Raw genomic sequence first — 25,946 nt, 5'->3', positions numbered from 1 at the left:
AGAGATAAGGACGAACAATGAAAATTAATACCGGCACATCCTCTTCATTGGTCATGAATTCTGAAAATAATGACGTCAGTCTGGCGGACACCAGCATTGCAGATGCTTCATGGTTTAGAACAGCGTTGCAGGCGCCTGTGAAGAAAGCTGATGTTCCGGATAATCATTCATGGATAAACAAACTTACTGATCTGACGCAAGCGGCAAGCAAGGAATCTCAGCAGGCCGACAGGGCTCTCGCTAAAGCCTCACGCAGCATTGACTCAAAAAGCGTCATGGATGCTAACCGCACCTTATCATCTTACTATCTTGAAAGCCTCCTCAATGCAAAACTGATTGGTAAGAGTGTCCAGAGTCTAGAAAAACTGACGAATCTCCAATAATTCGCATGGTTAAATTTCCTCTCAAATCATTGATTTTAATGTCAGTGTTGCTGTTGTTCGGTTGCAATGATCAGGTAGAACTCAATCATGGTCTTACGGAAAACGATGCCAATGAAGTCGCAGCGGAACTGGGTCGTTACCACATCAAGGCTGAAAAACACACGAACAAAGATGGCATCACTGTAATGGTGGATACTGCAGACCTGAACCGTGCCGTGCATATTCTGGACGCTGCAGGTTTGCCACGACCCACGCGCACCAATCTGGGCGAAGTTTTTCAGAAAAATGGCGTTATCTCTACGCCGCTTGAGGAACGTGCCCGCTACATTTACGCACTGTCGCAGGAAGTAGAATCGACACTGAGTCAAATTGACGGCGTGATTGTGGCCAGGGTGCATGTGGTGCTTCCGGAACGCGTTGCGCCGGGCGAACCGATCTTACCCGCCAGTGCGGCGGTATTTATTAAGTATCGCCCTGAACTCGATCCTGATGTCATTGAACCACGTATACGTCAAATGGTAGCCAGCAGCCTACCCGGGCTGGCTGGGCGGCCCGGAAAAGATCTGGCTATTGTTTTTGTCCCGGCGGGAACGTATCAGGATAAGCCATCGGAAGTCTCTTTCGGCCCTTTTACCGTAACGCCTCAGCGGGCGACACAGTTAACCTGGTTGAGTGGCACTATTGGTACATTGATTCTGTTGGCCGTGGCTGCATCTGTAGGCTTACCCTACTGGCGGCGCTATCACCAACGTAAAAAAACAGAGTCGGACGAAAAGGGTGAGTGATATGTCTTTTTCAGACGATGCGCGTTTGCGGTGGCTACGGTGGTGGTGCATCGACAGCTGGTTAACCGCCGATAAAAGTTGGCGCTATGCGGCATTTTATGACCTGGATGAGGCGCGTCTTAGTGCCCTGGCAAGGACCCACCACAAGCAAATCTGCCAGCAGTTGAAGCTAGGTAATAAAGTCGCACCGGTCGATGCTGAAATTTTGGCATGGCTGGAACTGACGATGTCGCAACGGCAACTGACAATGTTACTTGCTGCAGAAGTATGTTGGCGGGATTGCGCACTCGCATTGCTCGAACCAACACAACAACGTTGGTGTCGTCGCATTGCTCAGGGACTGCGCCCTGGACTCTGGCTTACTCAAGCCACAGACTTACCCGCCAGTTGCCCAGATCTTAAGAGCTTATGGTTATTGCGTCTACGCGCTGGCCCGGAATGCTGGCAGCGCCTGCGCCTGGCATTTAATGCTGAGCGTGTAAATCAGATGGAAAAACTGCACCACATTGAAACCTTTCCCGAACGCTTACGACCGCTCTGGCAGGCCGTTCTCTGGTATGCAAGGCAGGAATGCCCATGTTGATACGCAGACATATTGATTTGGTGAATGGCAAAGATGATCTCGCACCAGTGATCTCCCGGCATCAGCTCGCCGTGCAGGAGCAGGCCAGGACAATCATTCAGGAGGCCCATCAGCGAGCAGAAAAAATAATATCGGCCGCAGAACAGGAAGCGGAAGCTTCTTCACTGTTGGTTCGGCAGCGTGCAGAGGAAGCGTTCTGGAAGCGGGCAGACACGATGTTCAGGCACTGGCAAAAGCAGCAACAGCAGTGGGAGTCAGACGTGCTCTCAGTGATGGACGTCGTACTGGAACAGGCCCTGGAACAGTTGCTGACGGTAGTCCCTGAATCACAGCGCCTCCAGGGACTGCTGCGACAATTGTTGCTTGAAAAAACGCAGACAGATAAGGCTACGCTGTGCTGCCATCCCTCTCAACAGGCGTCCATTGCGACAATGCTGGAAAATTATTCACACCTGAACTGGCAACTGCAGCCAGAAGAGTCCCTTCCGCCAGACAGCCTGAAACTTGTTACACCACAGGGTGAATTATACCTCGACTGGCAGCTGGCTTCGCAGCAATTAAAACCTTGTTCGGTAGAACAACAAGCGCCTTAAAAAGCTATTTTTTAAGGAACCGTTTTGCACTTTCTGCCACTCAATGACAGGAACATCCAAAATGAGAGGGTATGTATGTCATCACTGAGTTCGATTCAGCGGCGTTTAGACAATCAGTTTGAACGTGCGAAAAACCAGCTTGACGAAGCCACCATGAATGCCAGTGAGGGATATAGTCAAGCTGACAGTTTTGCCTTTTTTGAAGCCAGCATGGGCCTTTCCAGTGCCAGTTGGGCAGCCACGCAAGAATTGACCGTCAAACATGGTTTAATCAAAGCCCTCATCAACGAGATCAACTAAATTGCAGCACTGGGTGCGATCTTTTTTGACTAACCCCGCCGAAGACCATCAATGCAAGGTCGATGATGGTCTTCTCTGGTTACAGCAACGGGGAGGGAAGCTTTTTGCGCTTGCTGAGTCAACAAATAAAGTACCGCTGGATGAAATGTTCCTGGCGCAAGCATTGCGCCTCTCAGCCCCTGCACTGCGTCATTACGGACGGGATTCGGCCGCATTAGCCTTGCAAAATAACAGTCTGGTCTTAATTTTGCGTCTCCATGAGGCTCACTCAGAAAAAATAGCTAAACAACTGGAATCTCTGCTTAATCAACGAGATGTCTGGCAGAGTTTGCTACAAAAACTGCAAAAAAAAGCAATAACCCATTGTTCCGTGCCATTACACAGCATGGCTTTTTTATCAAGGGGAGATCATGGTTAACGAACCTCAATCGCGCTGGCGAGTTATATGCGCGGTCTTAGTGCTGTGCGCCACGTTTCGGTTATGTGCTCAGACGCCGTCTGACTGGAAAGACCAGTCTTACGCCTATTCCGCCGATCACACTATGTTATCCACTTTACTTCAAGATTTTGCTGACGGGCATGGAGTTGATTTGCAGTTGGGGAATATCGAAGACACGGAAGTCAATGGCAAGATGCGCGCCGACAGCGCAAGCGCTTTCCTGGACCGGTTAGCCCTGGAGCACCGTTTTCAATGGTTCGTTTACAATAATACTCTCTACATTAGCCCACAGGATGAACAAAGCTCTGAGCGGCTCGAAATTTCCCCGGATGCCGCGCCTGATATTAAACAGGCCTTAAGTGGTATTGGCCTGCTCGATCCCCGATTCGGTTGGGGTGAGCTACCTGATGATGGGGTGGTACTGGTGACAGGTCCGCCACAATACCTGTCTTTGGTTAAACGTTTCAGCGAACAGCGACAGAAAAAAGAGGATCGGCGGAAGGTGATGACCTTTCCCCTTAAGTATGCTTCGGTTGCGGACAGGACTATTCATTACAGGGATCAAACGCTGGTCATTCCCGGTGTCGCCACAATGCTTAATGAGTTGATGAACGGTAAGCGTGCCGCGCCGGTAAGCGCCAGCGGGGCTGAGGGGACGATAGGGGGAGCGGATAACGCTGCAATGATGCAAAACACCCAGTCATTACTGGCTCGTCTCTCTAATCACGCGAACAACACTAACCGACCGGGTGACAGAGATAATAACAGCGTTGACGATCTCAGTGGCCGCATTTCTGCAGACGTAAGGAATAATGCATTACTCATCAGGGATGATGATAAGCGTCGTGAAGAATACGCGCAGCTTATTAACAAGATCGATATACCGCAAAATTTGGTAGAAATTGATGCAGTCATCATTGATATCGATCGTACCGCCCTTAATCGACTGGAAGCAAACTGGCAGGCAACGTTAGGTGGCGTAACTGGCGGTACATCACTAATGTCAGGCAGCGGTACGCTTTTCGTCAGTGATTTTAAACGTTTTTTTGCCGATATTAAGGCTCTGGAAGGAGAAGGTACCGCATCGATTGTCGCCAACCCGTCGGTGCTGACACTTGAAAATCAGCCAGCTGTCATTGATTTCAGCCAGACCGCTTACATTACTGCAACAGGTGAACGCGTTGCGGATATTCAGCCAGTCACGGCAGGCACCAGTCTTCAGGTCACGCCGCGTGCAGTAGGCCATCAGGACCATGCCAGTATTCAGTTAGTGATTGATATTGAAGATGGGCACGTTGAAACCAACAACGACGGCCAGGCAACCGGCGTTAAACGCGGTACGGTTAGCACCCAGGCATTAATAAGCGAAAATCGCGCCCTGGTGTTAGGTGGATTCCATGTCGAAGAAAGTGGTGAACGTGACCGCCGGATTCCTTTGCTGGGAGATATTCCGTGGTTAGGGAGGCTTTTCACGTCAACACGGCATGAAATTTCTCAGCGTGAGCGATTGTTTATTCTTACCCCGCGTCTGATCGGTGATCAAACAGATCCCACACGCTATGTCTCCGCAGATAACCGTCAGCAGTTAAGTGACGCCATGGCGCGGGTCGAACGTCGTCACAGTAACGTTAACCTGCAGGATATGGTGGAAAATGCCCTGCGCGATCTGGCTGAACGACAAACTCCCGCAGGTTTTAAAGCAGAAGCATCGGGGGAACGTTTAAACGATATTTGCCAGTCCACCCCGGGCTTACTTTTTGATAACGCGCGCGGGCAGTGGTACAGCAGCGACAGCGGGAGTGTACGACTGAGCGTTGGTGTGGTCCGCAATATCACGCATAACACACTGCGCTTTAACGAAGCCAGTTGCGCAGGCAAACGGACACTGGCGGTGGCTGTCTGGCCGCACAGTTCCCTGGCACCGGGTGAATCGGCAGAAGTTTACATGGCCCTACAACCACATCGTAATATTGCTGTGACACGAGAATCGCTGATAAATCGTTAAGGCTAAATATATGCTTAAATCTTCTGCTTACCTTCTTCTGGTGGCCGCATTTTTACTTGCTGGCTGCGCTTCGCGGCAGGATAAAGGGTTGTCCTGTACATCCTCAGACTGTCGTCCACAGTCCAGCCCACATCAGTTGGTTATCTGGTGGCAACCCGATTTACGCAACAACGCTGCGGACTATACTCAGGTCTCGGTAAATGAATGAAACTTGCCCTCAGGTTAACTCACTTTCTGCTGTGCTAGACGTGCTCAAACTTCAACAAAACTGCCGCTGGACAGTGCTTCAGGGGGTAGAACTTGTTGTATTGTGCGGTACTCATGGACGTGAATTGATGCTTAACCTGTATCCCCCTTTTCAGGCTCCCGGAATTTTTCAGCGATTGCTGCGCCGCCGCGCGCAGCACCCGGATTACTATGATGGCTGTTATCTCTGTTTGAACAGTGAGAACATACTTTCTTGCTGGTATCAGTTAAGGGAAGAGGGCGCTGATGACAAGCATCAGATTGCACAACTTTTTCAGCTAGCCGGCATCGAAACTGAAGTCTGGATCTGAGTAAGTTTCATCTTTTATGATCTTCCACCTACCTCTGCTAACCCACTACGCTTTGTATTTACAGCTTTTTTCCACATCGCTGTGCCGCTTTTATTTGCAAATTTCGTTCTTCTGACCCAAACGAAAGTCACGCTCTGTAAACGTCAAATTCCCCCATCACGTGTGATTATTTTCATTTCAGACAGGAACCAGCACCGCGATAGCGGCACTTAATAAAAGCTTTGCCCGGACACTCACATAGCGCTCCGTATGCAAAGTAATCATCACTTATTCAAAGAGGAAGAGGACATGAGTATGAATACGAGTCCGCTGGGCACATCTGCGCTACAAGTTACTTTGGGTGGCAATAATGGTTTGATGGGAACGGATTTACGTACCGACGGATTGGGATTACTTTCCCAGCCAGGGCTGGGCGAGGGGAAAGGTCACAATGAAAGCATCGATCTGCTTGCAGCTGCCCTCACTGGCATGATGATGATGATGAGCATGATGGGCGGCGGCGGCCTTAGCAGCCTTTTTGGTTCAGGCACTGGGATGGGGAGCGGCCTGGGGAACTCACCTTTCGGTGGTTCAGGCTCGGCACCCGGGAACACGCTGAGTGGAACATCGGGTGGTTCACCTGGAGGTACTACGGGGGCTGGTTCGTCGCTGGGACTTGATCCGACCCAGACGGGTGATGATTCTCTGTCAGGCGCTGGCCAAACATCCGGTATGAGTCCGATGGAGCAGTTGATGAAAATATTCGCCGATATTACGCAAAGCCTGTTTGGCGATCAGGATGGCGCATCGGGAGGCAACGCAGGGCGTCAACCTTCTCAGGATGAGCAAAATGCATATAAAAAAGGTGTTACGGATGCCCTGACTGCCTTTATGGGAGGAGGCCTGAGCCAGGTTGCTGGAAACGGATCCGAAGGTGGACTGGATGGAGGCATGGGGCTTGGTGGCGGTAATGGACTGGGCGGAAAAGGGTTACAGGATCTGAGTGGTCCTGCTGACTTTCAGCAGTTGGGTAATGCGATCGGTACCGGTGTCGGTATGAAAGCGGGCATTGAGGCCCTGAACAATATTGGTACACACAGCGATAGCAGTACTCGCTCTTTTATTAACAAAGAGGATCGCGCGCTGGCCAGGGAAGTGGGACAGTTTATGGATCAATATCCCGAAACCTTCGGCAAACCCCAGTACCAAAAAAACGCAGATTCGGCAGTAAAGACCGATACGAAATCCTGGGCTGAAGCACTGAGTCAACCAGACGATGACGGTATGACGCCTGCCAGCATGGAGCAATTTAATAAAGCCAAAGGCATCATCAAAAGCGCTATGGCTGGCGATAATGGCAACATCAACCTTCAGGCACGTGGCGCAGGCGGATCATCAATGGGTATTGATGCCACCCTGACGGGAGATGCCATAAACAATATGGCACTGACCAGACTGAGTGCGGCATAAAGCACCATAAGGCAGGCAGGGAGTTTCTGCCTGCCCATTTTACGGACCTGCAATAAATCCTGGCTCCGCGAAAGTCTTTCCGGGTAGATAAATCATGTTACTTCACGATCTGCCCGGTGCCCCTTTGCCAGCAATGATTCCCCCTCGGACCGCTAATCATCATTCTCACGCATTCCTTATTTCATCGCTATAAGAACACGCGCCATAAATATCGTTTCACTATAGGGAAAAATTTTGCGTACACGTTCTGAAACACTGTTCATCCTTCGCTTGAGGCTTTATTCAACAAAGTGGAACTGTCCACGCAAATTCACCACATAAAGATAATTAATGTTTTTTTGCGAAGACCTGATGGTGAGGGCGGATTATGAGACTGAATTTGCACGCAACAGAAAAGAAAACAACCGTTCAGAATGTCGAAAATCCTAATAATTCTACAATCCCGCCACTGCAACAGGGAAGCAGCAGCAGCGCCCCTCAGGCGGCAGGCGGAACGCTAGCCAGCGAGGGTAAAAACATTGCCAGTATGCCCGCTATTCGTCAGCATTTATCCGCTGATGGTGAAAATGGTGCTGCCCGGCAAAAAAATAAAAGCTTCAGTTTAAAAAATTTTCTCGGATTTAAAAAAACAACAAAGGCCCCTGCCCAACCCACAAACCCTGGCTCAAATGTTCCGGAAAGCAGTCGGATTCGGAGACCCACGCTGGGTGACTTTTTGGCACAACCAGAACAGGACGGTGAGATTCAAGCCCCCCATCCTTCAGCCGCTTCCCCGCGCCTGACCCGTTCTCCCGGTGTAAGACGTCACAGCGTGGAAGACATGCGCGATAAGCCTGTCGCAAAGGCAGACCCACGTGAAACGTCTGCCATCGATATTAAGCATCAACTGAATAATTTCAATCAGATGCGCCAAAACATCTTGAGCAAAACGAGACCATTTTCTCAGGGAACTACCACATCATCAGTCATGGACGCGAGAGCGCCTTTACCTGCCATTCCATCCACAACGTCAGAAATAACGGAGGAGGTTGATGCAACTCAGCCCGAACAACAGCTTCCGCAGCGGCATCTGGATGCTCGAGAAAATTCTTCGCGAATACTAAAAACAGGCCGGGATGTGACAAGCATTCACCGCTTCCGGCCTACATTACCCGCTATTGCAGAAAATACCGCGGAAGCTGGGGCAAACCGAAGAATACAGCCGCTTCAGACTCCACCACCTCTGGAAAATACACCGGTCAGCCCGCTTAGCCTGACGCTGGATAAAGGTAAATTACGGCTTGCTGACAGTAATCCCACTGCAATGAATACGCTTTTGGAACAAACCTTAGGCAAGGAGGGGCAACACTATCTTGCACACACAGCCAGCGCAGAGGGCAACCATCATATGCTGCTGGATGAACAAGGGCACTTGTTTGACCTCAAAAGTCATGAGGGTGGTTACAGCGTTTTTCATAACAGCCTACCCTCGACTGTAAAAATGCAGTTGTCCAAAAACAGTGATGAACCGATTAAACTGGTAAATGATAATGGAAAAATAATCCTGGACAGGGGAGCTGAAGGTCAGAAAGTATTGCATCTCAATCCTCCCGGCGAAATCCACCATGCTTACCTCAGCGGTATCTGGCGACATTCTGTAGCAGGGGAGATGAACCAGGAAAACCAATGGGTCCGCATTCATGATGACAAAATCCATTATTTAAATAATGAAGTCGGAGTGTGGCAAACGTCGGATAAAACACCGTATAGCCAGCTTTCCGTTCAGGGGGATGGCAAACTCTACGCCGTACGGGATAGCCGGGCACTTCACAACCTTTCCGATAATCACGTATCAGAAAGGTTTGTCGACAAGATTAAGTCATTTGCTGTCAGTGAGCACGGGGAAGTCGCTGTTCTGACTGATACAGAAAGTCCCCACCATATTTGTCTGATGCCTTCGGCAAATGCGGTTTCCAGTGAGCGTATAGCGTTCAGTCTTCATCTGGCTGATACCATGCAAATGCTTCAGCGTGGTGAGCCACATCTTGAAACCCAGTCGATCGCGCTTAAGGACGGCAGGCTTTTTGCTGCCGACAGCGAAGGGAAATTATACTGCGGCGAGCTATCACAGATTAAAGATGGCGAGTTGCCCATGAATCCCATGTCGCAAAATGTTCTTAAGCAACATTTTGGCCACGATCACCGTATTGAAGGTTTTTTTACTGATGACAACGGACAGGTCAATGCGCTGGTAAAAGATAACTTCCGACAGATGCATGCTTGCCCACTGGCTGACGACAATCAGTTTCATGCAGGCTGGAATTTGAGTGATGCGCTGATCATAAACAATCAGCTCGGGCTGAATAATATTAATCCTGCACCTCATGAAATCGTTAATCTGGGGCATGAAGGCAGTCTGACGCTGCAGGATGGCAAAGTGCACTATTTTGATCAGCTTACCAGGGGCTGGACAGAAGCAGAGGCGGGCTGTCAGCAGTTAAAAAAAGGACTCGACGGTGGCGCATATATTCTGAAAGAGGGTGAAGTCAAGCGCCTGAATATTAATCAGTCAACCTCATCCATTAGCCAGGGCAGAGATAATTTCTTCGCATTGCCTCATGTTCGCAATAAACCGGAACCGGGAACGGCACTTCATGGGTTGGATAAAACGGATAAAGCGCAGGCTATCGCTGTTGTTGGCGTGAATAATTATCTTGCCTTATCTGAAAAAGGCGATATCCGGTCTTTTCAAATAAAACCAGGCGCTCAGCAATTAGCACGTCCCGCGCGAACCCTGAGTCAGGAAGGGCTGAACGGCACTCTTAAAGATATTCATCTCGATAAAAAGCAGAATTTGTATGCAGTGACCCGCGAAGGAGAGATATTTCGCCAGGCACGTGAACACTGGCAGCAGGGTGAGTCAGGGAGAGGTTGGCAAAAACTGACAATGCCACCAGGTGAGAGCGGAATAGATCGTATCGAAACTGACGCTCATTTTCATCCTGTTGCAGTACTTCTCGACGGCAGCCGTTACCAGTTAAGAGGTGAAACATGGCATCCTCAAAACGCATCTGAACCCACGCAATTAGAAACCGGTCTGCGCGATTCACAGCGTGTATTTGCAAGACTCAATCAGGATATGAAAGGTGGGCTAATTCCGGGGACCGGACTAACAATACAGGCTTCAGCGCAGCTTGCCGGCCAGACAGGGAGGGAAAACCGACAAATAAAGAGTAAATTCGCTGAAAGGGTGCGTGCTTATATATTTAATCCTACCATGGCTACACCGCGACCTCTGAAAAATATTGCATACAATCTTCAACACAGATGGCAAGGACGGCGAGGCCTGAGTGCCGTCTATGAAATGCAAGGCGCGCTGATTAAGCAACTGGAATCTCAAAATGTACGAAACAAGGGTGCGCAAACGGATTTGCAAAGCAAACTGGACGCACTGGACTTTGGGGAGCAGGGTGCGACGTTACTTAAAAACATAAAGCAATTCCGTGAAGAACTTGAAAACAGCGCAACACAAGCAGCAATATTGCTAGGAAAGCATCAAGGCGTACTGACCAGCAACGGTCAAATCAATGAAAAATTCAAACCTCCGATCAGTAAAGCGGCCATACAAAGCTTTAACGTTAACCGCTCTGGCAGGGATTTAAGTAAAGGTCTGGAGCAAGCCGTTCGTGCTGCCTCTCCGTCCCCTCAAAGTAAATTGCAAAAATTGCTTAGCCATTTTGTCACGTCAGGTCTCAATATGAGCCACCAGAAAGGTGATATACCGTTGGGACGCCAGCGAGATCCTAATGATGAGAACGCACTGACAAAATCCCGGCTTATTCTGGATGTCGTTACCCTTGGTGAGTTGCACGAGTTTGTAGATAAGGCAGCACTGATATCGGGGCATAATCCCGACCCCAGCCAGATAGCCCAGCTAAACCAAGAGTTTGAGGCCCTGCGTGAAAACCAGTACGAAGCAAACCCGGTAAAACAGTTTACCGACATGGGCTTTACCCATAATGCCGCACTGGAGGCGAATTACGACGCGGTAAAAGCTTTTATCAACGCGTTTCGAAAAGAGCATCATGGCGTAAACCTGACCACTCGCACCGTACTGGAAACCCAGGGAAACGCCAGCCTGGAAAAGAAATTGAAGGATACGCTTCTGTCCCTGAACGCGGGTGAAAGTATGAGTTTCAGTCGTGCATACAGTGGTGGCCTCAGTACGGCCTTTGTTCCCACTATAAAAAAAATACCGGTACCGATTGTACCCGGCGCGGGTATCACTCTGGATCGGGCTTATAATCTCACGTTTGGTCGTACTGATGGCGGACTCGATGTCAGCTTTGCCCGCGACGGCGGAGTGACAGGAACCCTCTCTGTTTCTACAGGACATGATTTATTACCTTATATGACCGGCACCCAAACCACCGCCGAAAACGCCAGTGACTGGCTGAGCAAAAAACATAAAATCAGCCCGGATTTTCGTATCGGTGCCACCCTGAGTAGCAACATGCAGCGCACGCTACAAAACAGCCTCAATTTTAAACTCACAGAAGATGAGCTTCCCTCATTTCTGAATGGGATGATTCAGGGCACATTGACCCCAGTAGATCTGATGAAAAAAGGGATTGAGCATCAGATGAAACAGGGGAGCAAACTGGTCTTTAACATAGATGTTTCGGCCGCGTCAGATCTCCGTGCCGGTATCAATATCACCGCCGACGGTAGCAAACCCGATACCGCCACCTTCCGTGCATCTACAGGATTGAGCGCCTCAGCCAATCTTGTTTCAGCCAGAAGCGAGCGCAGTACAACAGTCGGCCAGCTTGGGAATACGGTTTCGGCCAGTGACAACCGGCCTACATTTTTCAATTCTGCTAATATAGGTGCCAACCTTACGTTAAGTGCGGGCGTCGCTCATGATTTTATCCGCGGTGCCAGCGTCAGTCAGGATGGAACAACAAAACCAGAAAAAAAATCTGGAACCTTCCCTGCATTTATGTCAGTTAATGTTTCAACAGCGCTGGCTTTGGATAATCGCACGACACAAAGCATCAGCGTTGAAATGAAACATGCTGATCCCGTCTCTCAAAACGATATCGACGAGTTAATTTCAACGTTAGGTAAGCATTTTAAAGACAGTATGAGTACTACATTACTTTCATCTCTTAAAAATCAAGAAAATCCCGATCCGGCTGAGCAACTGAAAAGCCTTGATCGACATTTCAGCTATAATAATGTCGTTGGCGATGACCGTTATGAAGCAGTGCGAAGTCTGAAACAATTAGTTCAGCGCCAACGGGCAGCAGAAAGTAATATGATGGAATTAGGTTCAGCCAAACATACCACGCAATACAGCAACCTCTCTCGTTTAGATGAAAACGGCATTTTCGATATTTTACATCATCATTTCAATGCAGCATTACCGCCGACCAGCGCAACCCGTATTAGTAATATGATGGCTAACAACCCTTTACTTAAAGCGCTTATCCAAAAGTTGCAAAGTTCACCATTCACCAGCGCAAGCGTTTCGATGGAGCTCAAAGATGGCCTGCGTGACCAAACGGAAAAAGCCATTCTGGACGGTAAGGTGGGACGTGAAGAACTTGCGCTGCTCTTCCAGGATCGTAATAACTTACGTATCCGTTCGATCAGTGTCAGTCAGAGTGTTAGTAAAAGCGAGGGTTTTAATATGCCCGCATTGCTATTAGGGGCAAGCAACAGTGCGGGGCTGAGTATGGGACGTAATATTGGCACCATTAATTTCAAATATGGGCAAGATCAAGACACACCCAGGCGCTTTACTCTGGAAGGCGAAATTGCTAAAGCAAATCCAGACGTAGCCTCTGCTTTGTCTGAGCTTAAAAAAGAAGGGTTTGAAATGAAAAGCTGACATTATGATTAATTCATCAGTCACTACAGGTTATTACAATATTAAGGAGTAAATTAATGACACCTTCTCAAAAAAAAGTTGAAGCATTATTACAGCAATTTGCCACGAGCTGCAATACAACGTTGCACCTTAAAGAAGGTGTATGCGCATTGTATAACACGCAGGGACATGAAGCCGCAGTGCTGGAGGTTCCAGACCAAAGTGACTGCCTGCTTTTTCATTGCCAGTTAATCAACGCTGAACATCAGGCCGGACAGAACTTTTATGCGCTTTTACTGCAGTTGAATTTTGAAATGTCTGCTATGCGAGGCTGTTGGCTGGCGATAGATGAAAATCATATAGTGCGTTTATGTTTTCAGCAAACGATAAGTCAGATTGATGAGACCAGTTTTGGTAACCTTATAACAGGTTTTATTACACAAGCTGAAGAGGTGCGTGAGTTCATCACACACATTACTGAGCACGAAGTGGCTTGAATTATAATACGTAACAATATCAAAGCCTCTTAGATACAACTTAGTTAGCCAAAAAAGTGTTATAAAATAAATCGTCCTCATAAATTAAAAAATTTAACATTAAGCTAAGTCGCCATGAGGCCGTAACAATGCGCAGTTTGGCAATTTTTCATTATTAACGTATAGAGGAGGGCGCTTACCTGCATCACGCGACAAAGGTAAATTACTCAAGAAATAAATTTATGAGCAATGTATAGTCAACTTATTTTAGCGAAACTACAGATTATCCAAAAAGAGTCAAGCTGGCCCAACCGGACCAGCGTAAAGGAAGTAAAATTACTTTATAAAACGCCGGATTTATTATGACTTATTACAGATTAGCAGGACTAAATAAATAAGTCATGAGAAGTATTTACGATAGATATCGCTATGGTTTTTCAAAAAAACTTTCATACTTTCTCATGAAATCTTTAAGCTGCATGGTCATTGCTTCCAGGTCCGGCACAATACCATGTTTCATAGGTCCTAAATCCATGCCTCTTGCCTGGGCAATAGAACGAACACATAATTCAGTTTTCGCTGCACTTCCACGCTTGTCTGGCATGGCATGCGCCATCCACCAATGCATTTCTGCCAGCGTGTTTAATGCTTTGGAATCAGGTTCTCTTGCATCGATAGCTTTTCTGTACAGATCTTCAACATGTTGCATGATTAGCGGTACATGTTCAGCACTTGTATGAAACATTTGATTCGGCTCTCCAATATCATCGAACCCTCGCTGACGTATACTTAAATAAGGTTCTTGCATTCGATCTGCATTCTTATCTGTACTGACCGTAACCTGTGTAAGGGGAATTTTTTCACCATTTATTTTCCCTATAATTTGAAGGGATTTAGTTGGCGGAAGAGAATATTGAGAAGGGCTGGTTTCTAAATCATTTCGGTCAGCTAACTTCCGGGCTACATAAGCGTACTGTTCAGCTAAAGGCGTTCCATAAACTTTATAAGTATTGGGATCACGTTCCTCCCGAAAAACATGTGCGTTTTCGGGAGCCATGTTTGCTCTCCATTCACGGGCCTTACCCCAAAGCTCATGGAAGTTTGTCACTGAGCCCTCAGCAATTTCCGAACCCAATTCTCTGGTTTTATTGTAAAAAGATTGTCCATATGCCATTTGATGAGGTGAATCATCTCTGTTAAACCTTTGCTCCGGCCAACGTGCCACACCGACCAGAGACTGCTGATAAGGTACCAACCTGCTAGGTTGTGGTCCTTTTAACTCGCCATATCTAGGGGAATTTCCCTGACGCCTGGCCGCAGAAGATGATGATGCCCCAAAATTGTCTGGAGAATTTAATGTGTAAGAACGAAAACTATCAGACGTGATAGAGTTTTTGGAAGATACGCAACCCATATCAATGATACCTCTTATTTTCCCTGGGGATGGATGGTAAAAGCCACTTTCACTAACGTTAAACCTTTTGTGAGTGGGAGTTAGGGGTCCACCAGTTCCACTAAATATGTGGGTGCTTTAGTATCAATACAGCTTTCGCTACAGGCGCAGCGACCAGATATACGCTTCTGAAAAACGAGAAGCAGGAGGATTGTGAAGACAGGGCGACTTACAGGACTGGTAATGGGCAGATAATTACATAAAAGTTATATAATTTAACATAACTATGATTATACGCACTTTACTGTAGTGGCTAAGTTCAGATGTCTGCCTCTGGCTGTATTGATATGTCCGCATTGACGTCCTTTTACCAAGGCTTCCGGGCTGAGGATAAACCTGATGACGGCTTAGGGTTCGGCGTGCTTTACGATGAATGAAGTTAACCGCATCAAGATCGTGCATGACGTTATTGATGGCCGGCTTACCACCTCGCTTGCATCACAACGACTCGGCCTGACGGTTCACCACTGCCGGCGTCTGCCTGTTCGTTATAGCGAGTCCGGGCCGCTGGCAATGGCGAATCGCCGCCGTGGCTTGCGCAATCGCCAGCTTGTGCAAGGCCTTGCTGTACTGGTTCCCGGCATCATTCGATGACAATAGTTGAGCCGTTTTATATTTTGAAGAGCTGGATTTATATGCTGATGAGCCTTACCGACCAGCTGACCTGCTCCCTGAAAATGAATACATGGCCTGTTTCGGCTACAACCACCTCACCGGCATGCAGGTCGGCAATCATGCGCTGGAGTTCAGCGCGGTCGCTGAGGCCTTTTCTTTATAAACGCCGTCAACATAACCATCCCTGCCCCGGGCATCTTCAAAAATGCTGTTCTGCAGCGTCAGCTCTTCCTCGTCAGTACTGACGCGTAATGATCACGGGGTAAAGAAAGCGGCCAGGAAGGCCGCTGAAGCGTGGCTGAATGTACCCGCCTTAAACAGCGCAGATTAGTCTGTGTCAGGGCATGTTTACGGCTGTCAGATTCCGGATATGCTTTCACTGTCCCGTGACGTCATTTGTCCTTTGATAAAATTCAGTACGAGGTACATCAGGCAGCCAGCAATGATTGAGTTCAGCGCCGGTACGCCGTAGGTGACGTAATAACCCGCTACCGCGCCCAACAGGCTGGCGATGATCGCATTCCAGCCGAAGTTTTTCGTCTGCGCTTCGTCGGGTAAGGCGTTCCTGCGCCGGCTTTCGTCCAATACCTTCCTGTCACTTTTCAGAATGAAATAGTCAACCATCATGACTCCGATGACTGGCGGGAACAGGACACCTAGCAGGTTAAGAAAGTCGACGAAACGGTCAAGAATGCCCATTACCGACATCGTAGTGCCGGCAAGGCCGATGAAAAGCGTGATAACCACGTACGGGATTTTTTTCCCCGTAAAAGCTTCAATCGCGTTGGCCACGCCAAGCGAGGACGAATACAGGTTGATGTCGTTGATCCTCATCGTCGAAAACACCACGACGACCAGCCCAATGCCGCCGGTGACCTGACTCATAATGGTCACCACGTCTGCAGTATTCAGTATCACGGAAATGATCACTGCCAGCCCGTTGATAACGTATTCTCCCGCAAAGATGGTCAGAACCGTCATGAGCATGACCTGCCGGCCGTTGCTGTAATAGCGTGTCAGGTCTGGCGTTATCAGGCTGGCCACGATACTGCCTCCCACCACAAGCGTAATGGCATCACTGATGGAAAGACCTTTTCCTGCTTCAGACAGCGCCGAAAGCGCCCCCATGTCCTGACCTGTCAGCAGAACGGTAGAGATGTACAGAACGCTGATGGCGAACGCCGGGACCGCTATGCGGGCGGCAAAGCGTAGCGCTCTGAAACCGAAAGCCACGATAAGCGTCAGGGTAAGGCCTGAAAGCGCAGCTGCCCAGTGGAATCCGAGTTTCTGGCCAAGGGCATGATCCAGCGAACTGGCAAAGACGGAATTCTGTATGCCAAACCATCCCAGGAGACTGACGGCGATAAGCAGACTGACCAGCACGGAACCTCCCCGGCCAAAACCGCACCAGCGAGCCAGCAGGCTGCCGGAGATGCCTTCCCGCATACCGGCGTAACCCAGCCCAAACGTTGCGACAAAGAAAATCAGGCTGCCGGCGGTGATGGCGATGAAGGCGTGTGCATAGCTCATTGAGTGGCCAAGGGTGGCCCCCAACATGAACTGGTCCAGCGCAGTCAGCATCCCCATGTGAACCAGTGCCACGCCCCAGAACGGCAGGCGAGCTGCGGCCGGAACCCTTTCAACAGAATAATTTTCATGCAAGCTCATAAGTGCTCCGGTCAGATAAATTTTATGCCTTTATTAATGGCAAATTCAGGCAGGTAATTCTGCAGGTTTTTATGTAAGCAGAATTCATAGAGCGCAGAAACTGAATTAACTCCTGTCTTTCTGTATATATTTTGCATTTTGTTATTAATGGTCTTTGTGGATAATCCGAGTTGGTTTGCGACCTCTTTCTGACTCAGGTTTTTCATCAGATAAAAAATCATATCCATTTCCGAACGAGTGAATACAGACTGGTCGGACGCTGTATGCAGGACGCCCGGTTTTTTATCACTGATACATACGTACGGGGAAAGGACCCTTATTTTTCTGGCATTCCACAGTGTCCCCATACAGACACCGTTCGCATCCCTGAAGGGTATTTTCTCACTGATATAAGGGTAGAGTTCTTTTCGGCCAAACCAGAAGTCGGTCTCTATCACGCTGACGCCTTTTCCTTCTGATTCCGCCTTTCTGTCATGTTCAATAAACCCTTCCGCCTGCTCCGCCCACGTTGTGGGAAATTCGCAGTCAAGTTTACCCTCAAGATCGAAAGCCGCCGGTGTGCAGGTGTACATGCGGGCGGCTTTGTTCATAAAAAGATGTCTGGACTGGCAGTCTTTAATTCCCCACGGTTCATCCAGTTTTTCGATCATTTTGATCATGATGGACAGTGTGTTCGCGCAGACTCTCTTATACTGCATACATACCTCTGCTTTCGCAGGTATGCTACGTAAATTCTTTTGCCAGGTAGTGACGTCTGAACTTATGTGCATAGCCTGAGAGTGATCCATACTCTTTGTAACCGAGCTTTTCATAGAACGACCTGGCCTGAAAATCGAACGTGTCCACTGTGGCCATGTGGCAGTTTCGGTTTCTGGCCTCTGCTTCAGCAGCTGACATCAATTCTTTTCCATATCCCTTACCTCTGATACGTTCAGCGATCCATAAATACTGAATTTCAAGAGTCCCCCACCAGGTCTGAGCGATCAGACCCCCAGCTACGTTGCCATCATCGTCTGTGCAGTAAAGCAGAAACGGTTCGATTTCAACGGGATGGAATGTGGCGTTGTGGCTCCAGAGTCCATCAGTGATAACGTTTTTTTCCTGGTGGGAAGGATTGGTAATAAGTGTGATCTTCAAAGTACGTTCCTTGCGGCTTGCAGATGTATAAAGCAGATTACTCTCTTTGGAATAAGAATCCTTATACACAAGTCATTGCATCTGTCAATGGGGTGAATAACCCCATTTACTCCATTCCGGTGTGGTGTATCCTACGTAAATGAAACAACAGACCGGAAGATGCTTAATTCCCTTTTATTTTCTGCAAGGGTATATAAATAAAAAACAGACTGCAAGAAATTTAAAATGGCATTGTTTTTGTAGTATATTTCTGGCGCATGATGGGTCTGGATTAGGGCATTCAGCCATGTGATTTTTACATAATATAAACAACACCAGGGAACGCTATTTTTTCTCGTTTATATTCACTAAGATTTTTTATAAATTCAAAGTTCTGAGCTGTTTTAACAAAATTACCAGGTTCCATAATAAAAAATCTATACCTGACAATCTGTTGAGTGACTTTTGAAACTCGACGTATTTTTTATATCAGGACGAATTAATCAGTAACATGATTTATGAACTCAGGAAAAAGTATCGCAGTTAAAGTGATCATGAAGTCACGATGACTGCTAACGAATACGTAAATTATGAATCGCTTACAACATTTTTCCTGAGCAGACTGTGCAGCAGGCCACTCATCTTTGCATGCTGGTCTTCTGTCACATTACGAGAGAATCTCGCTAAATAACTTAGGTTTTCTGAAGATAAGGTTAAAGAAGCCATCAATTCCGTGCAGAAAAAGCTGGGTGTAAACTCCCGGAAAATACTGAGAGCATCTGTCACCCGCCGCGCACTATTGAAGCTTTCCCTGAATGTGTCTGACGAAAAACCGCACACGTAATCCCACCGGCCGTTCTGGCCATTATATCACCCTCTCCTGCCGCCTCTGTCTGTACAGGCACCATACTGTATTCAGGAAGAGTTACTACGTCACATGATATTGCAGCGAAAGACAGGCTGGAGCGGTATAAAATCAATATTGATCTCGCAGCCTCAGGCGTTGTCTGTAAAGAGCAAATGAATAAACCCTTATCCCGATGGAAGCAGAACTGCAGCAGTCAGAGGTACTGCGAGTTTATTTTCATGAGCGCCTCGACCGTTAGCGCAGATTTCCCTGACTCTGCCAAAGAGCGCCGATCCGGTTTACCTGAAAGAGGATAAGCCTGAAGGAAACTGATGACAGGTCAGCTGGTGGCCGGAGTGCGTTCCCGACCGTCAGGTTGCCCGCGTCACTATCAGCGGTATCTTCATAAAAGCGTCAGGATGATAATTCCGGCTGAACGTGAGGGCGCAGGCGTTGTACACAACTGAAGAACTCAATAACCCCTGTTTCTACGAAGGCAGACCGAACCTGAACGCAGGTGAACTTTTCAGCCTCACCAGATAACTGGCTGTACTGGTGACGCGGCAGACCTCGGCGACATCGACGAGTAATTCGCTGCCTTCCAGCAAAGGCACATCTTCGGCTTTCGCCAGAGCACGGGCTGTGAGCCTCAGGCCAAAGGTTCGCAACTGCTGCGGCGTTGGGCCGATAAAAATCCGCCCTGCGGACTCACAGGCTTCCGCAAGCGCGGCATTTTCAAAGAGAAAACCGTAACCCGGGTGAATTGCCTGCGCGCGACTTTGCTGCGCTGCGGTGATAATTTTCAGATCGGTGTAAGCAATAATTATGTAAATGCAAAAAATGAATCAGTCTACCTAACTGGAATTTCTGATAGCGCACAGGCTCATAACCACCACCTCTTTCCTGTTTAATCAGCAATATCAAAAAAGTCGGCTATTCATGGACAGCACATTCACAAACATCAATGCTATCTAATCTTTTGATAAAAGAATTCATTTTCTTTAACAGGTTACAGGTGGGCGCACAGACTTCTTTTGTAAAGAACAGCAAATATCCACATTAATTCCGGAGACCTTTTTTAAGTTAACAATTGATTTAAATCAAACAACGGAATTGTTTTTAGTAAAAAACAAAAGATTAATTAAAAAAATCATTTCAGGATAAAAAGAAAACTTCATATTTATTCAGATCTCATATTTAACAAAATAAAAAAGAAAATGGTAGAGTTATCCTTCACATCATGACTAACCCAGGTCTAATAAACTAAGAGGCCGATATCAATTTATGAAGTCATGTAGTTGCCGCATCAGGGTTTTTTGAGGTTAAATTGTAGATCATGTCAAAAATACGAAGTGTTATAGCTGTATTTGCGTTTTTTTTAGTTTTCCTTAATCACGCCATTGCTGATGGTGGTATTACTATAGAAGGAACAAGACTTGTTTATCCAATGGATGATAAACAACTGACTTTCACTATATCTAACACATCATCCAAAGATTCTTTTTTGGTACAGTCCTGGGTTGAAAATCAGGCAGGTATGAAAGTCAAGGATTTGATTGTAGTCCCTCCCCTTTATCTGAGTGGTCCTGAGGATGAGAACATTCTCAGGCTCATTCTTATGAATCATAATCTGCCGGAAGACAGAGAGTCTCTTTACTACTTCATTGCGAAAGGCATTCCTTCAATCGGAAAAAAAACTGATGATGAGAATAATGTCCGTATCGCCATAGCAAGCCGCATTAAATTATTTGTGCGTCCGTCAGGGTTAAGCCCCTCTCCTGAGAAAGCTCCGGCAAAGTTAAGTTTCATGAAAAGTAATAACAGCATAGTTGTAAAAAACCCAACACCTTATTACCTGACCATGGTCAATATTAAATACGGCTCACAAAATATCGAAAGCATGATGGTTAAACCTTTTTCAGAGCAATTATTAACATCAGGGGATACAAGCTCATCTCTGATTATTTACTCAACCATTAATGACTATGGTGCGAACACTCTCCCAATTCATGCCAAAGTGCTATAACAAAAAAAGCAATAAAAATGGAAAGAACATCTTTTTTTGTGAAAAGTATTTTTATATTGACCGTAATTTTAAACCCTAAAATTAGTTTTGCCCGACTTAATTTTGATCCAGCTATGATTTCAGACAATGTCAATAATGTAGCTGATTTATCTGTGTTCTCTACCCCGGGCAGACAATTACCTGGAAATTATAATGTTGACATGTATTTAAATGGTTCATTCATTGAAAAGAAGAACATTTATTTTACTTCCATACATTATATGAATATAAAAACAAAAAGCGTAAGAGATGATACCGGTTTAATGGCTTGTCTCAGGCCGGATTTTTTTCAAAGTATCGGCTTGAACTTTAACACGTTTACTAAGATAAATAATACGTCCCGAACGAAATGTTTTAATCCGGGAGAATATATAGACTCTGCGTATACACGATTCAGCTTCTCCAAAATGAGGCTGGACATTAATATCCCACAAGCATATTTAATTTTAAAAAACAATGAATCAACGAATGAAACTGAATGGGACAACGGCATAAACGCGGTTTTTTTGAGCTGGCAATATTCAGGAAATAAAAACAGTACCGTATACGGAAATGCCTTTAATGATTATATGAACTTAAATTCTGGCATAAACACAGGCGCGTGGCGTTTACGCGATAACAGTATACTAACTCGATATAGGAGCAACGGTAAGCGAGAGCATAATTGGGAACATCTGAATACTTATTTAATGCGGCCTATCGTTCCATGGAAGAGTAACCTCGTCATAGGTAATACACAGTCGAATGGAAACATATTTGAATCTTTTTCATTCAGTGGTTTTAAAATAGGGACTGATTTAGCAATGTATTCCGACACGATGCAGGGCTTCGCGCCGGTAATCAGAGGTGTCGCTGCCAGTAATGCCGAAGTGTATGTTCGTCAAAACGGTAATCTTATCTACAGCACGGCAGTGCCTGCAGGGGCATTCTCTATTACTGATCTGGCTTCCGTCAGCAACAGTGGTGACCTCAGGGTTACGATTGTAGAAACTAATGGTACAAAGACACATTTTGTTGTGCCTTATTCTTCTGTACCGGTTTTACAACGAGAAGGACGTGTTGTTTATACGCTGGCAGCCGGGAAAGTCAGAGATACTAACAACTTATATGATCCGCTTAACTTTGCGCATGGAACTTTTCAGTGGGGTGTAACGGATGATACAACCATTTATGGTGGCACGCAGCTAGCAAACCGTTATCAGGCGGCTGCAATCGGTGCAGGTTTAAATGCTGGCTTTCTCGGTGCCATATCAGCCGATGTTACCCGGGCAGAGAGTCTTTTAGCTGATGAATCGAAGCATAGTGGTGCTTCATGGAGATTGATGTATGCAAGATCTCTGTCATCGGTAGGGACAACATTCCAGTTAATGGCAAACCGATTTTCTACCAGGGGTTATTACACGCTATCTGAAGCGGCTTTGAAAAAAATGAACGGATGGGCCAGTGATGATCTTTCAAACCGCATTAATCCTAATAACGATAAAGTAAACTGGGGTGATTATTACAACCTCTATCAAGCTAAAAAAAATCTTATACAGGCTAATATAACACAACGACTCGGGGAAGTAGGCTCGCTGTATCTGACTGCAAGTCGGCAGACATATTGGAGTGGCATGACACCGACCACTTCTTTTCAAGTCGGATTCAACAGTTCATTCTGGAAGGTTAATTATCAAGTCTCCGCAGGGTATAGTAAATACAGCGATCAGCCTTATGCTGATAAGAGTATATACCTCTCTTTTTCACTTCCACTTGATAACTGGTTATTCAATAGAGGTATGCTGAGTAATAGTTACCTGGCATACAATATTAACAGCGGTAACGGCAGTACCTCTAATCAAATGCAGCTCAGCGGAAGTGCTCTGGAAAACAATAATTTAAACTGGGGTGTTAGTCAGGTTTATAACCAGCGGGAGGGTAACTCCGGCGACGCTGCCATTGATTATTTGGGTACCTATGGCGGTATTTCATTGGGTTACGGTCAGAGTAAGAATTACAGCCAGTTAAGATATGGAGCTACAGGAAGCATGGTACTTTCGTCATATGGTCTGACGTTTGGTCAGCAGCTGAGTAAAACTAATATTCTTATTAAAGCACCTGAAGCATCGTATATACCTGTAACTGATAGTCCGGGAGTGAGAACTGACTGGCGTGGTTATACAATCAAAAATAATGCTTCAGATTATCGTCGAAATCGTGTCGCTCTTAATGTCGGCTCGCTTGATCAGTTTACTGAAATTAAAGAGCCCGTCAAATACGTTACTCCTACCGAAGGTGCGATAGTGCTTGCAGGTTTTAACGTTCGTAAAGGGCATCAAGCTCTTTTAAACCTGATTTATCAGGATAAACCTTTACCTTTTGGTGCCGGTGTTTCTGTCTCTGACGATGATAAAGCCGGAATTATTGATGAAAATGGAGAGGTATATCTTACCGGTTTAAAGGAGAAAGGATTGCTTAGGGCTAAATGGGGAAATCACACAGGCGAACAATGTACTGCCCATTATGACTTTTCAAAAATAAAACAGGATAAAAGCATTATTCAAATGTCTCTGGTGTGTAAGTGAAATATGAACTATTGCAAACATTCTTATTTCAAATTTTAAATGAAAACTATTGAGGATCTAAAATGCCTTCAACCAAAAAGTTCAGTACTGCTTTCTTGATGAATATCTTAATTGCATGCGCAGCTACTGATGTTTATGCGGCAACCGAAACTGCAAAAATTAATGTTACAGCAACGGTTGTTGATAATACCTGTACGCCCGGCTGGAGTGCTTCTGGAATCAATGTATCTTTAGGCCGGGCATCTCTTAGAGATTTTACGGGCACAGGAGAATCTGGTGCGGCTAAAACATTTCATCTGGATTTAGAAGGCTGTGGCGCTGGTGCTAAATCAGTTACTGTGACTGCAAATGGAACCCCTGACGGAACCAATCAGACACTTTTTGCAAATAGTACCCGTTCAGGAGCTGCAGGTGTAGCACTCGGTCTGTACGGTGGTAGCACACAAGCAACCCAGCTTTTGCCCAACGGCAGCAGCTCCGTTGATTATGCGATAGTGGATAGCAAAGTGAGAATGGATTTTACCGCAAAGTTAATCCAGACGTCTGCCACCGCACCCACGGCTGGTGACTTTAGCAGTATTGTCACGCTCAACGTTGCGTACAACTAATTAGCAAAGCTGCCCGTACCGGGTAGCTTTTATTTCACTTACTGAAAATGACTGGCGAATGTCGTTTATTCTTAACGGCATCGCCCTTCAATGAGTAAATACACAAAATGAATAATACGCTGACTTTTAGCTTTTTCCTTAAATTTTTTTTTGGGGCGAGATGCAAATTCATAGTTTTCTGTATCATACCTGTGCTTGTCTGTTCTCTACATTCCCGGTCTGTTTTTGCAGATTCCGTCAGCGGCAGTTTTACCTGCACGTCAGGTAAGGTATGCAGAATGCAGTTACAGTCTGTTTATAATGGCCATAGCATTGAGCCTGCATACGATTATGATATTACAGGATGGAAAAGTGACGATGCTCAGGTTGATAATGATTCTGTCATTGCCAATGTTACATATACTTATAGTGATGGTACGTCTTCATACGCAAATAATATAAAAATCCCTCTTAACCATGAAAAGAACCGTTATTTCCCCTCAAACCGCCCTGATTCAAATAAAAAGGTAGAGAAATTAGTAGACACTGTATACGCCACATTCAAAAATGAATCCTCTGAGACTAAAACGATAAGCATAAATATTGATCACCGATATGGAGAAAACTCCGACAGGTTTACCTACACAGTCAATGTATTGCCCCCACCGCCTGTGTGCACGACATCTGTCAGTAACCCGAATCTGGATATGGGGACCTTTACCACTTCTCAACTCGCCGCTCTTTCTCCTAGTCAGTCGACTGGTGTCAGTAAAAGTGTGAAAGTTATTTCACAGTGCTCTTACAGTGCTGGTATTAATATTATCCTTAGCACCAATAAGGTAACATCTGGCGGGTATCTCGTTGCTGGCGGAGGTTTGAATTTCCTTACCGATATTGACGGAAAAAAAACAGTTTTCGGTCCCGATGGGAAATTATCGTTTTCTGTTAATTCCGCCAGTCATGGTTTTGACTTGGGTTTCACAGGTGTCCGTTCCGACGATAAACCTACTGCGGGAAATTTTAATAACATTATTACCATCACCACAACACCTTTATAGCGTTAAGCTCAAATTTTATATTAATTTCACTCTGCTCGCCTTATCGCGAGCAATTTTTGATATGTCTGCCTGAATGAATGCGGATATAAAAAGAGGACGAATTCGGCTTAGATTATTAATTAAAAGAGTTTAGCATATGAATGATATGATACCCGATGCGAGTCACTTATGCGGTAATTGACCAGACAGATTTTATCGCTTTTCCCGCCCCCTGTATTTGGGCAATTTTCGAGGTTTTCTCTGAGTCAGCCTGTTGTATGGCAACTTCCGCCGTTACCACAGCTCAAGGACAGAGTGTCAGGGCGATGCCCTCCTCCCCCCTTTTCATTTTCTCTTTTACCGACAGAGAGTTAGCTTCATCTTGTTTACAGGAAACCGTCCAGAGCCCCACTTTTTATTTCCGGACGACCGGGTTATTCTTCGCACACAGGAGAAAAGCCTGAAAGCGGACCCGGTGAGGATCGATATATCCCCGCCGAAAAGCTTTTACAGATGCGCGAAAATACATTGCACCATTACAGAGAATGGCAATTAATTATTCGCCTCGAA

Annotated in this window: 21 protein-coding genes and 2 pseudogenes; 18 read left to right on the top strand and 5 right to left on the bottom strand. The window is 46.4% G+C overall.

What is annotated here, in order from left to right; translation table 11 throughout:
* The first annotated feature begins 17 nt into the window (after positions 1–17).
* The 12 genes from G5574_RS22800 to G5574_RS22745 all read left to right on the top strand — a co-directional run bounded on the left by G5574_RS22800 (position 18) and on the right by G5574_RS22745 (position 13,445).
* Positions 18–383 carry an EscI/YscI/HrpB family type III secretion system inner rod protein gene (locus G5574_RS22800; protein ID WP_039339368.1) on the top strand — a complete coding sequence of 122 codons (366 nt, stop codon included), beginning with the start codon at positions 18–20 and terminating at the stop codon, positions 381–383.
* 5 nt (positions 384–388) lie between these two features.
* Positions 389–1,168, top strand: coding sequence for a type III secretion system inner membrane ring lipoprotein SctJ (sctJ, locus tag G5574_RS22795; RefSeq protein ID WP_033742572.1), 780 nt, complete (start codon positions 389–391; stop codon positions 1,166–1,168).
* A 1-nt stretch (position 1,169) separates the two neighbouring features.
* The gene (locus tag G5574_RS22790) at positions 1,170–1,751 is read left to right on the top strand and encodes a type III secretion system protein (protein WP_244964700.1); all 582 of its coding nucleotides are present in this window, start codon (positions 1,170–1,172) and stop codon (positions 1,749–1,751) included.
* On the top strand, positions 1,745–2,344 hold the full coding sequence (sctL, locus tag G5574_RS22785; protein ID WP_164483369.1) for a type III secretion system stator protein SctL: 600 nt from the start codon (positions 1,745–1,747) through the stop codon (positions 2,342–2,344). Before G5574_RS22790 ends, sctL begins: the two co-directional genes overlap by 7 nt.
* A 75-nt stretch (positions 2,345–2,419) precedes the next feature.
* Complete coding sequence (locus G5574_RS22780; RefSeq protein ID WP_033742579.1) at positions 2,420–2,644, top strand: serine kinase; 225 nt, start codon at positions 2,420–2,422, stop codon at positions 2,642–2,644.
* A gap of 25 nt (positions 2,645–2,669) precedes the next feature.
* Positions 2,670–3,062 (top strand): type III secretion system chaperone, encoded by a 393-nt coding sequence (locus tag G5574_RS22775; protein WP_244964699.1) that lies wholly within the window; start codon positions 2,670–2,672, stop codon positions 3,060–3,062.
* Entirely contained in the window at positions 3,055–5,088 is a 2,034-nt protein-coding gene (gene sctC / locus G5574_RS22770; RefSeq protein ID WP_164483367.1) for a type III secretion system outer membrane ring subunit SctC, read from the top strand. The genes G5574_RS22775 and sctC overlap by 8 nt, the downstream gene beginning before the upstream one ends.
* A gap of 10 nt (positions 5,089–5,098) precedes the next feature.
* On the top strand, positions 5,099–5,296 hold the full coding sequence (hrpT, locus tag G5574_RS22765; protein ID WP_071988803.1) for an HrpT family type III secretion system protein: 198 nt from the start codon (positions 5,099–5,101) through the stop codon (positions 5,294–5,296).
* Complete coding sequence (hrpV, locus tag G5574_RS22760) at positions 5,289–5,645, top strand: HrpV family type III secretion system protein (protein WP_033742582.1); 357 nt, start codon at positions 5,289–5,291, stop codon at positions 5,643–5,645. Before hrpT ends, hrpV begins: the two co-directional genes overlap by 8 nt.
* Positions 5,646–5,933: 288 nt before the next feature.
* The gene (locus tag G5574_RS22755; RefSeq protein ID WP_033742583.1) at positions 5,934–7,094 is read left to right on the top strand and encodes a harpin HrpZ family protein; all 1,161 of its coding nucleotides are present in this window, start codon (positions 5,934–5,936) and stop codon (positions 7,092–7,094) included.
* A 367-nt stretch (positions 7,095–7,461) separates the two neighbouring features.
* On the top strand, positions 7,462–12,969 hold the full coding sequence (locus G5574_RS22750; protein ID WP_164483366.1) for an AvrE-family type 3 secretion system effector: 5,508 nt from the start codon (positions 7,462–7,464) through the stop codon (positions 12,967–12,969).
* Between the two features lie 56 nt (positions 12,970–13,025).
* Entirely contained in the window at positions 13,026–13,445 is a 420-nt protein-coding gene (locus tag G5574_RS22745; protein WP_164483365.1) for a type III secretion system chaperone, read from the top strand.
* Positions 13,446–13,851: 406 nt separating this feature from the next.
* On the opposite strand, the gene xopAH is transcribed toward G5574_RS22745, so the two are convergent.
* Complete coding sequence (gene xopAH, locus G5574_RS22740; RefSeq protein ID WP_164483364.1) at positions 13,852–14,838, bottom strand: XopAH/AvrB family type III secretion system effector; 987 nt, start codon at positions 14,836–14,838, stop codon at positions 13,852–13,854.
* A 435-nt stretch (positions 14,839–15,273) separates the two neighbouring features.
* On the opposite strand from xopAH, the gene G5574_RS22735 reads away from it, so the two are divergent.
* The gene (locus G5574_RS22735; RefSeq protein ID WP_164483363.1) at positions 15,274–15,471 is read left to right on the top strand and encodes a hypothetical protein; all 198 of its coding nucleotides are present in this window, start codon (positions 15,274–15,276) and stop codon (positions 15,469–15,471) included.
* Positions 15,472–15,849: 378 nt separating this feature from the next.
* Here the strand turns inward: G5574_RS22735 and G5574_RS22730 are convergent, their stop codons facing one another.
* The 3 genes from G5574_RS22730 to G5574_RS22720 form a co-directional block, all read right to left on the bottom strand.
* Positions 15,850–17,160: a cytosine permease gene (locus G5574_RS22730; RefSeq protein WP_039339351.1), complete on the bottom strand. Its 1,311-nt coding sequence runs from the start codon at positions 17,158–17,160 to the stop codon at positions 15,850–15,852.
* 11 nt (positions 17,161–17,171) lie between these two features.
* Positions 17,172–17,810: a helix-turn-helix transcriptional regulator gene (locus G5574_RS22725; protein ID WP_226374662.1), complete on the bottom strand. Its 639-nt coding sequence runs from the start codon at positions 17,808–17,810 to the stop codon at positions 17,172–17,174.
* Between the two features lie 73 nt (positions 17,811–17,883).
* Positions 17,884–18,297, bottom strand: coding sequence for a GNAT family N-acetyltransferase (locus G5574_RS22720; RefSeq protein WP_033742594.1), 414 nt, complete (start codon positions 18,295–18,297; stop codon positions 17,884–17,886).
* 888 nt (positions 18,298–19,185) lie between these two features.
* On the opposite strand from G5574_RS22720, the pseudogene G5574_RS24065 reads away from it, so the two are divergent.
* Positions 19,186–19,456 (top strand): annotated as a pseudogene (locus tag G5574_RS24065) (DNA polymerase III subunit theta).
* Between the two features lie 185 nt (positions 19,457–19,641).
* Here the strand turns inward: G5574_RS24065 and G5574_RS23920 are convergent.
* A pseudogene (locus tag G5574_RS23920) lies at positions 19,642–19,926 on the bottom strand (biotin carboxylase N-terminal domain-containing protein); the annotation flags it as partial.
* Positions 19,927–20,459: 533 nt separating this feature from the next.
* Here G5574_RS23920 and G5574_RS22710 point away from each other — a divergent pair.
* From G5574_RS22710 to G5574_RS22695, 4 genes are all read left to right on the top strand, one after another.
* The gene (locus tag G5574_RS22710; protein WP_110268448.1) at positions 20,460–21,149 is read left to right on the top strand and encodes a fimbria/pilus periplasmic chaperone; all 690 of its coding nucleotides are present in this window, start codon (positions 20,460–20,462) and stop codon (positions 21,147–21,149) included.
* Between the two features lie 17 nt (positions 21,150–21,166).
* Positions 21,167–23,752 carry a fimbria/pilus outer membrane usher protein gene (locus tag G5574_RS22705; protein WP_164483362.1) on the top strand — a complete coding sequence of 862 codons (2,586 nt, stop codon included), beginning with the start codon at positions 21,167–21,169 and terminating at the stop codon, positions 23,750–23,752.
* A 62-nt stretch (positions 23,753–23,814) separates the two neighbouring features.
* Entirely contained in the window at positions 23,815–24,360 is a 546-nt protein-coding gene (locus G5574_RS22700; protein WP_164483361.1) for a fimbrial protein, read from the top strand.
* Positions 24,361–24,638: 278 nt separating this feature from the next.
* A complete protein-coding gene (locus G5574_RS22695) occupies positions 24,639–25,397 on the top strand; it encodes a hypothetical protein (protein ID WP_164483360.1) in 759 nt (252 codons plus the stop codon).
* Positions 25,398–25,946 lie beyond the last annotated feature (549 nt).

This window comes from Pantoea stewartii, assembly GCF_011044475.1.
Lineage (GTDB): Bacteria > Pseudomonadota > Gammaproteobacteria > Enterobacterales > Enterobacteriaceae > Pantoea > Pantoea stewartii.
The sequence above is the reverse complement of the archived record's forward strand: the minus strand, read 5'-3'. Positions and strand labels throughout refer to the sequence as shown.

Excerpts from the sequence above, each read along its gene's own strand:
- G5574_RS22695 (WP_164483360.1), top strand. The coding sequence starts at position 24,639 with ATGCAGTTACAGTCTGTTTATAATGGCCATAGCATTGAGCCTGCATAC.
- G5574_RS22800 (WP_039339368.1), top strand. The coding sequence starts at position 18 with ATGAAAATTAATACCGGCACATCCTCTTCATTGGTCATGAATTCTGAA.
- G5574_RS22745 (WP_164483365.1), top strand. The coding sequence starts at position 13,026 with ATGACACCTTCTCAAAAAAAAGTTGAAGCATTATTACAGCAATTTGCC.
- G5574_RS22780 (WP_033742579.1), top strand. The coding sequence starts at position 2,420 with ATGTCATCACTGAGTTCGATTCAGCGGCGTTTAGACAATCAGTTTGAA.
- G5574_RS22790 (WP_244964700.1), top strand. The coding sequence starts at position 1,170 with ATGTCTTTTTCAGACGATGCGCGTTTGCGGTGGCTACGGTGGTGGTGC.
- G5574_RS22700 (WP_164483361.1), top strand. The coding sequence starts at position 23,815 with ATGCCTTCAACCAAAAAGTTCAGTACTGCTTTCTTGATGAATATCTTA.
- hrpV (WP_033742582.1), top strand. The coding sequence starts at position 5,289 with ATGAATGAAACTTGCCCTCAGGTTAACTCACTTTCTGCTGTGCTAGAC.
- G5574_RS22750 (WP_164483366.1), top strand. The coding sequence starts at position 7,462 with ATGAGACTGAATTTGCACGCAACAGAAAAGAAAACAACCGTTCAGAAT.
- sctL (WP_164483369.1), top strand. The coding sequence starts at position 1,745 with ATGTTGATACGCAGACATATTGATTTGGTGAATGGCAAAGATGATCTC.
- hrpT (WP_071988803.1), top strand. The coding sequence starts at position 5,099 with ATGCTTAAATCTTCTGCTTACCTTCTTCTGGTGGCCGCATTTTTACTT.
- sctC (WP_164483367.1), top strand. The coding sequence starts at position 3,055 with ATGGTTAACGAACCTCAATCGCGCTGGCGAGTTATATGCGCGGTCTTA.
- G5574_RS22725 (WP_226374662.1), bottom strand. The coding sequence starts at position 17,810 with ATGATCGAAAAACTGGATGAACCGTGGGGAATTAAAGACTGCCAGTCC.
- G5574_RS22755 (WP_033742583.1), top strand. The coding sequence starts at position 5,934 with ATGAGTATGAATACGAGTCCGCTGGGCACATCTGCGCTACAAGTTACT.
- G5574_RS22710 (WP_110268448.1), top strand. The coding sequence starts at position 20,460 with ATGTCAAAAATACGAAGTGTTATAGCTGTATTTGCGTTTTTTTTAGTT.
- G5574_RS22730 (WP_039339351.1), bottom strand. The coding sequence starts at position 17,160 with ATGAGCTTGCATGAAAATTATTCTGTTGAAAGGGTTCCGGCCGCAGCT.
- G5574_RS22705 (WP_164483362.1), top strand. The coding sequence starts at position 21,167 with ATGGAAAGAACATCTTTTTTTGTGAAAAGTATTTTTATATTGACCGTA.
- sctJ (WP_033742572.1), top strand. The coding sequence starts at position 389 with ATGGTTAAATTTCCTCTCAAATCATTGATTTTAATGTCAGTGTTGCTG.
- xopAH (WP_164483364.1), bottom strand. The coding sequence starts at position 14,838 with ATGGGTTGCGTATCTTCCAAAAACTCTATCACGTCTGATAGTTTTCGT.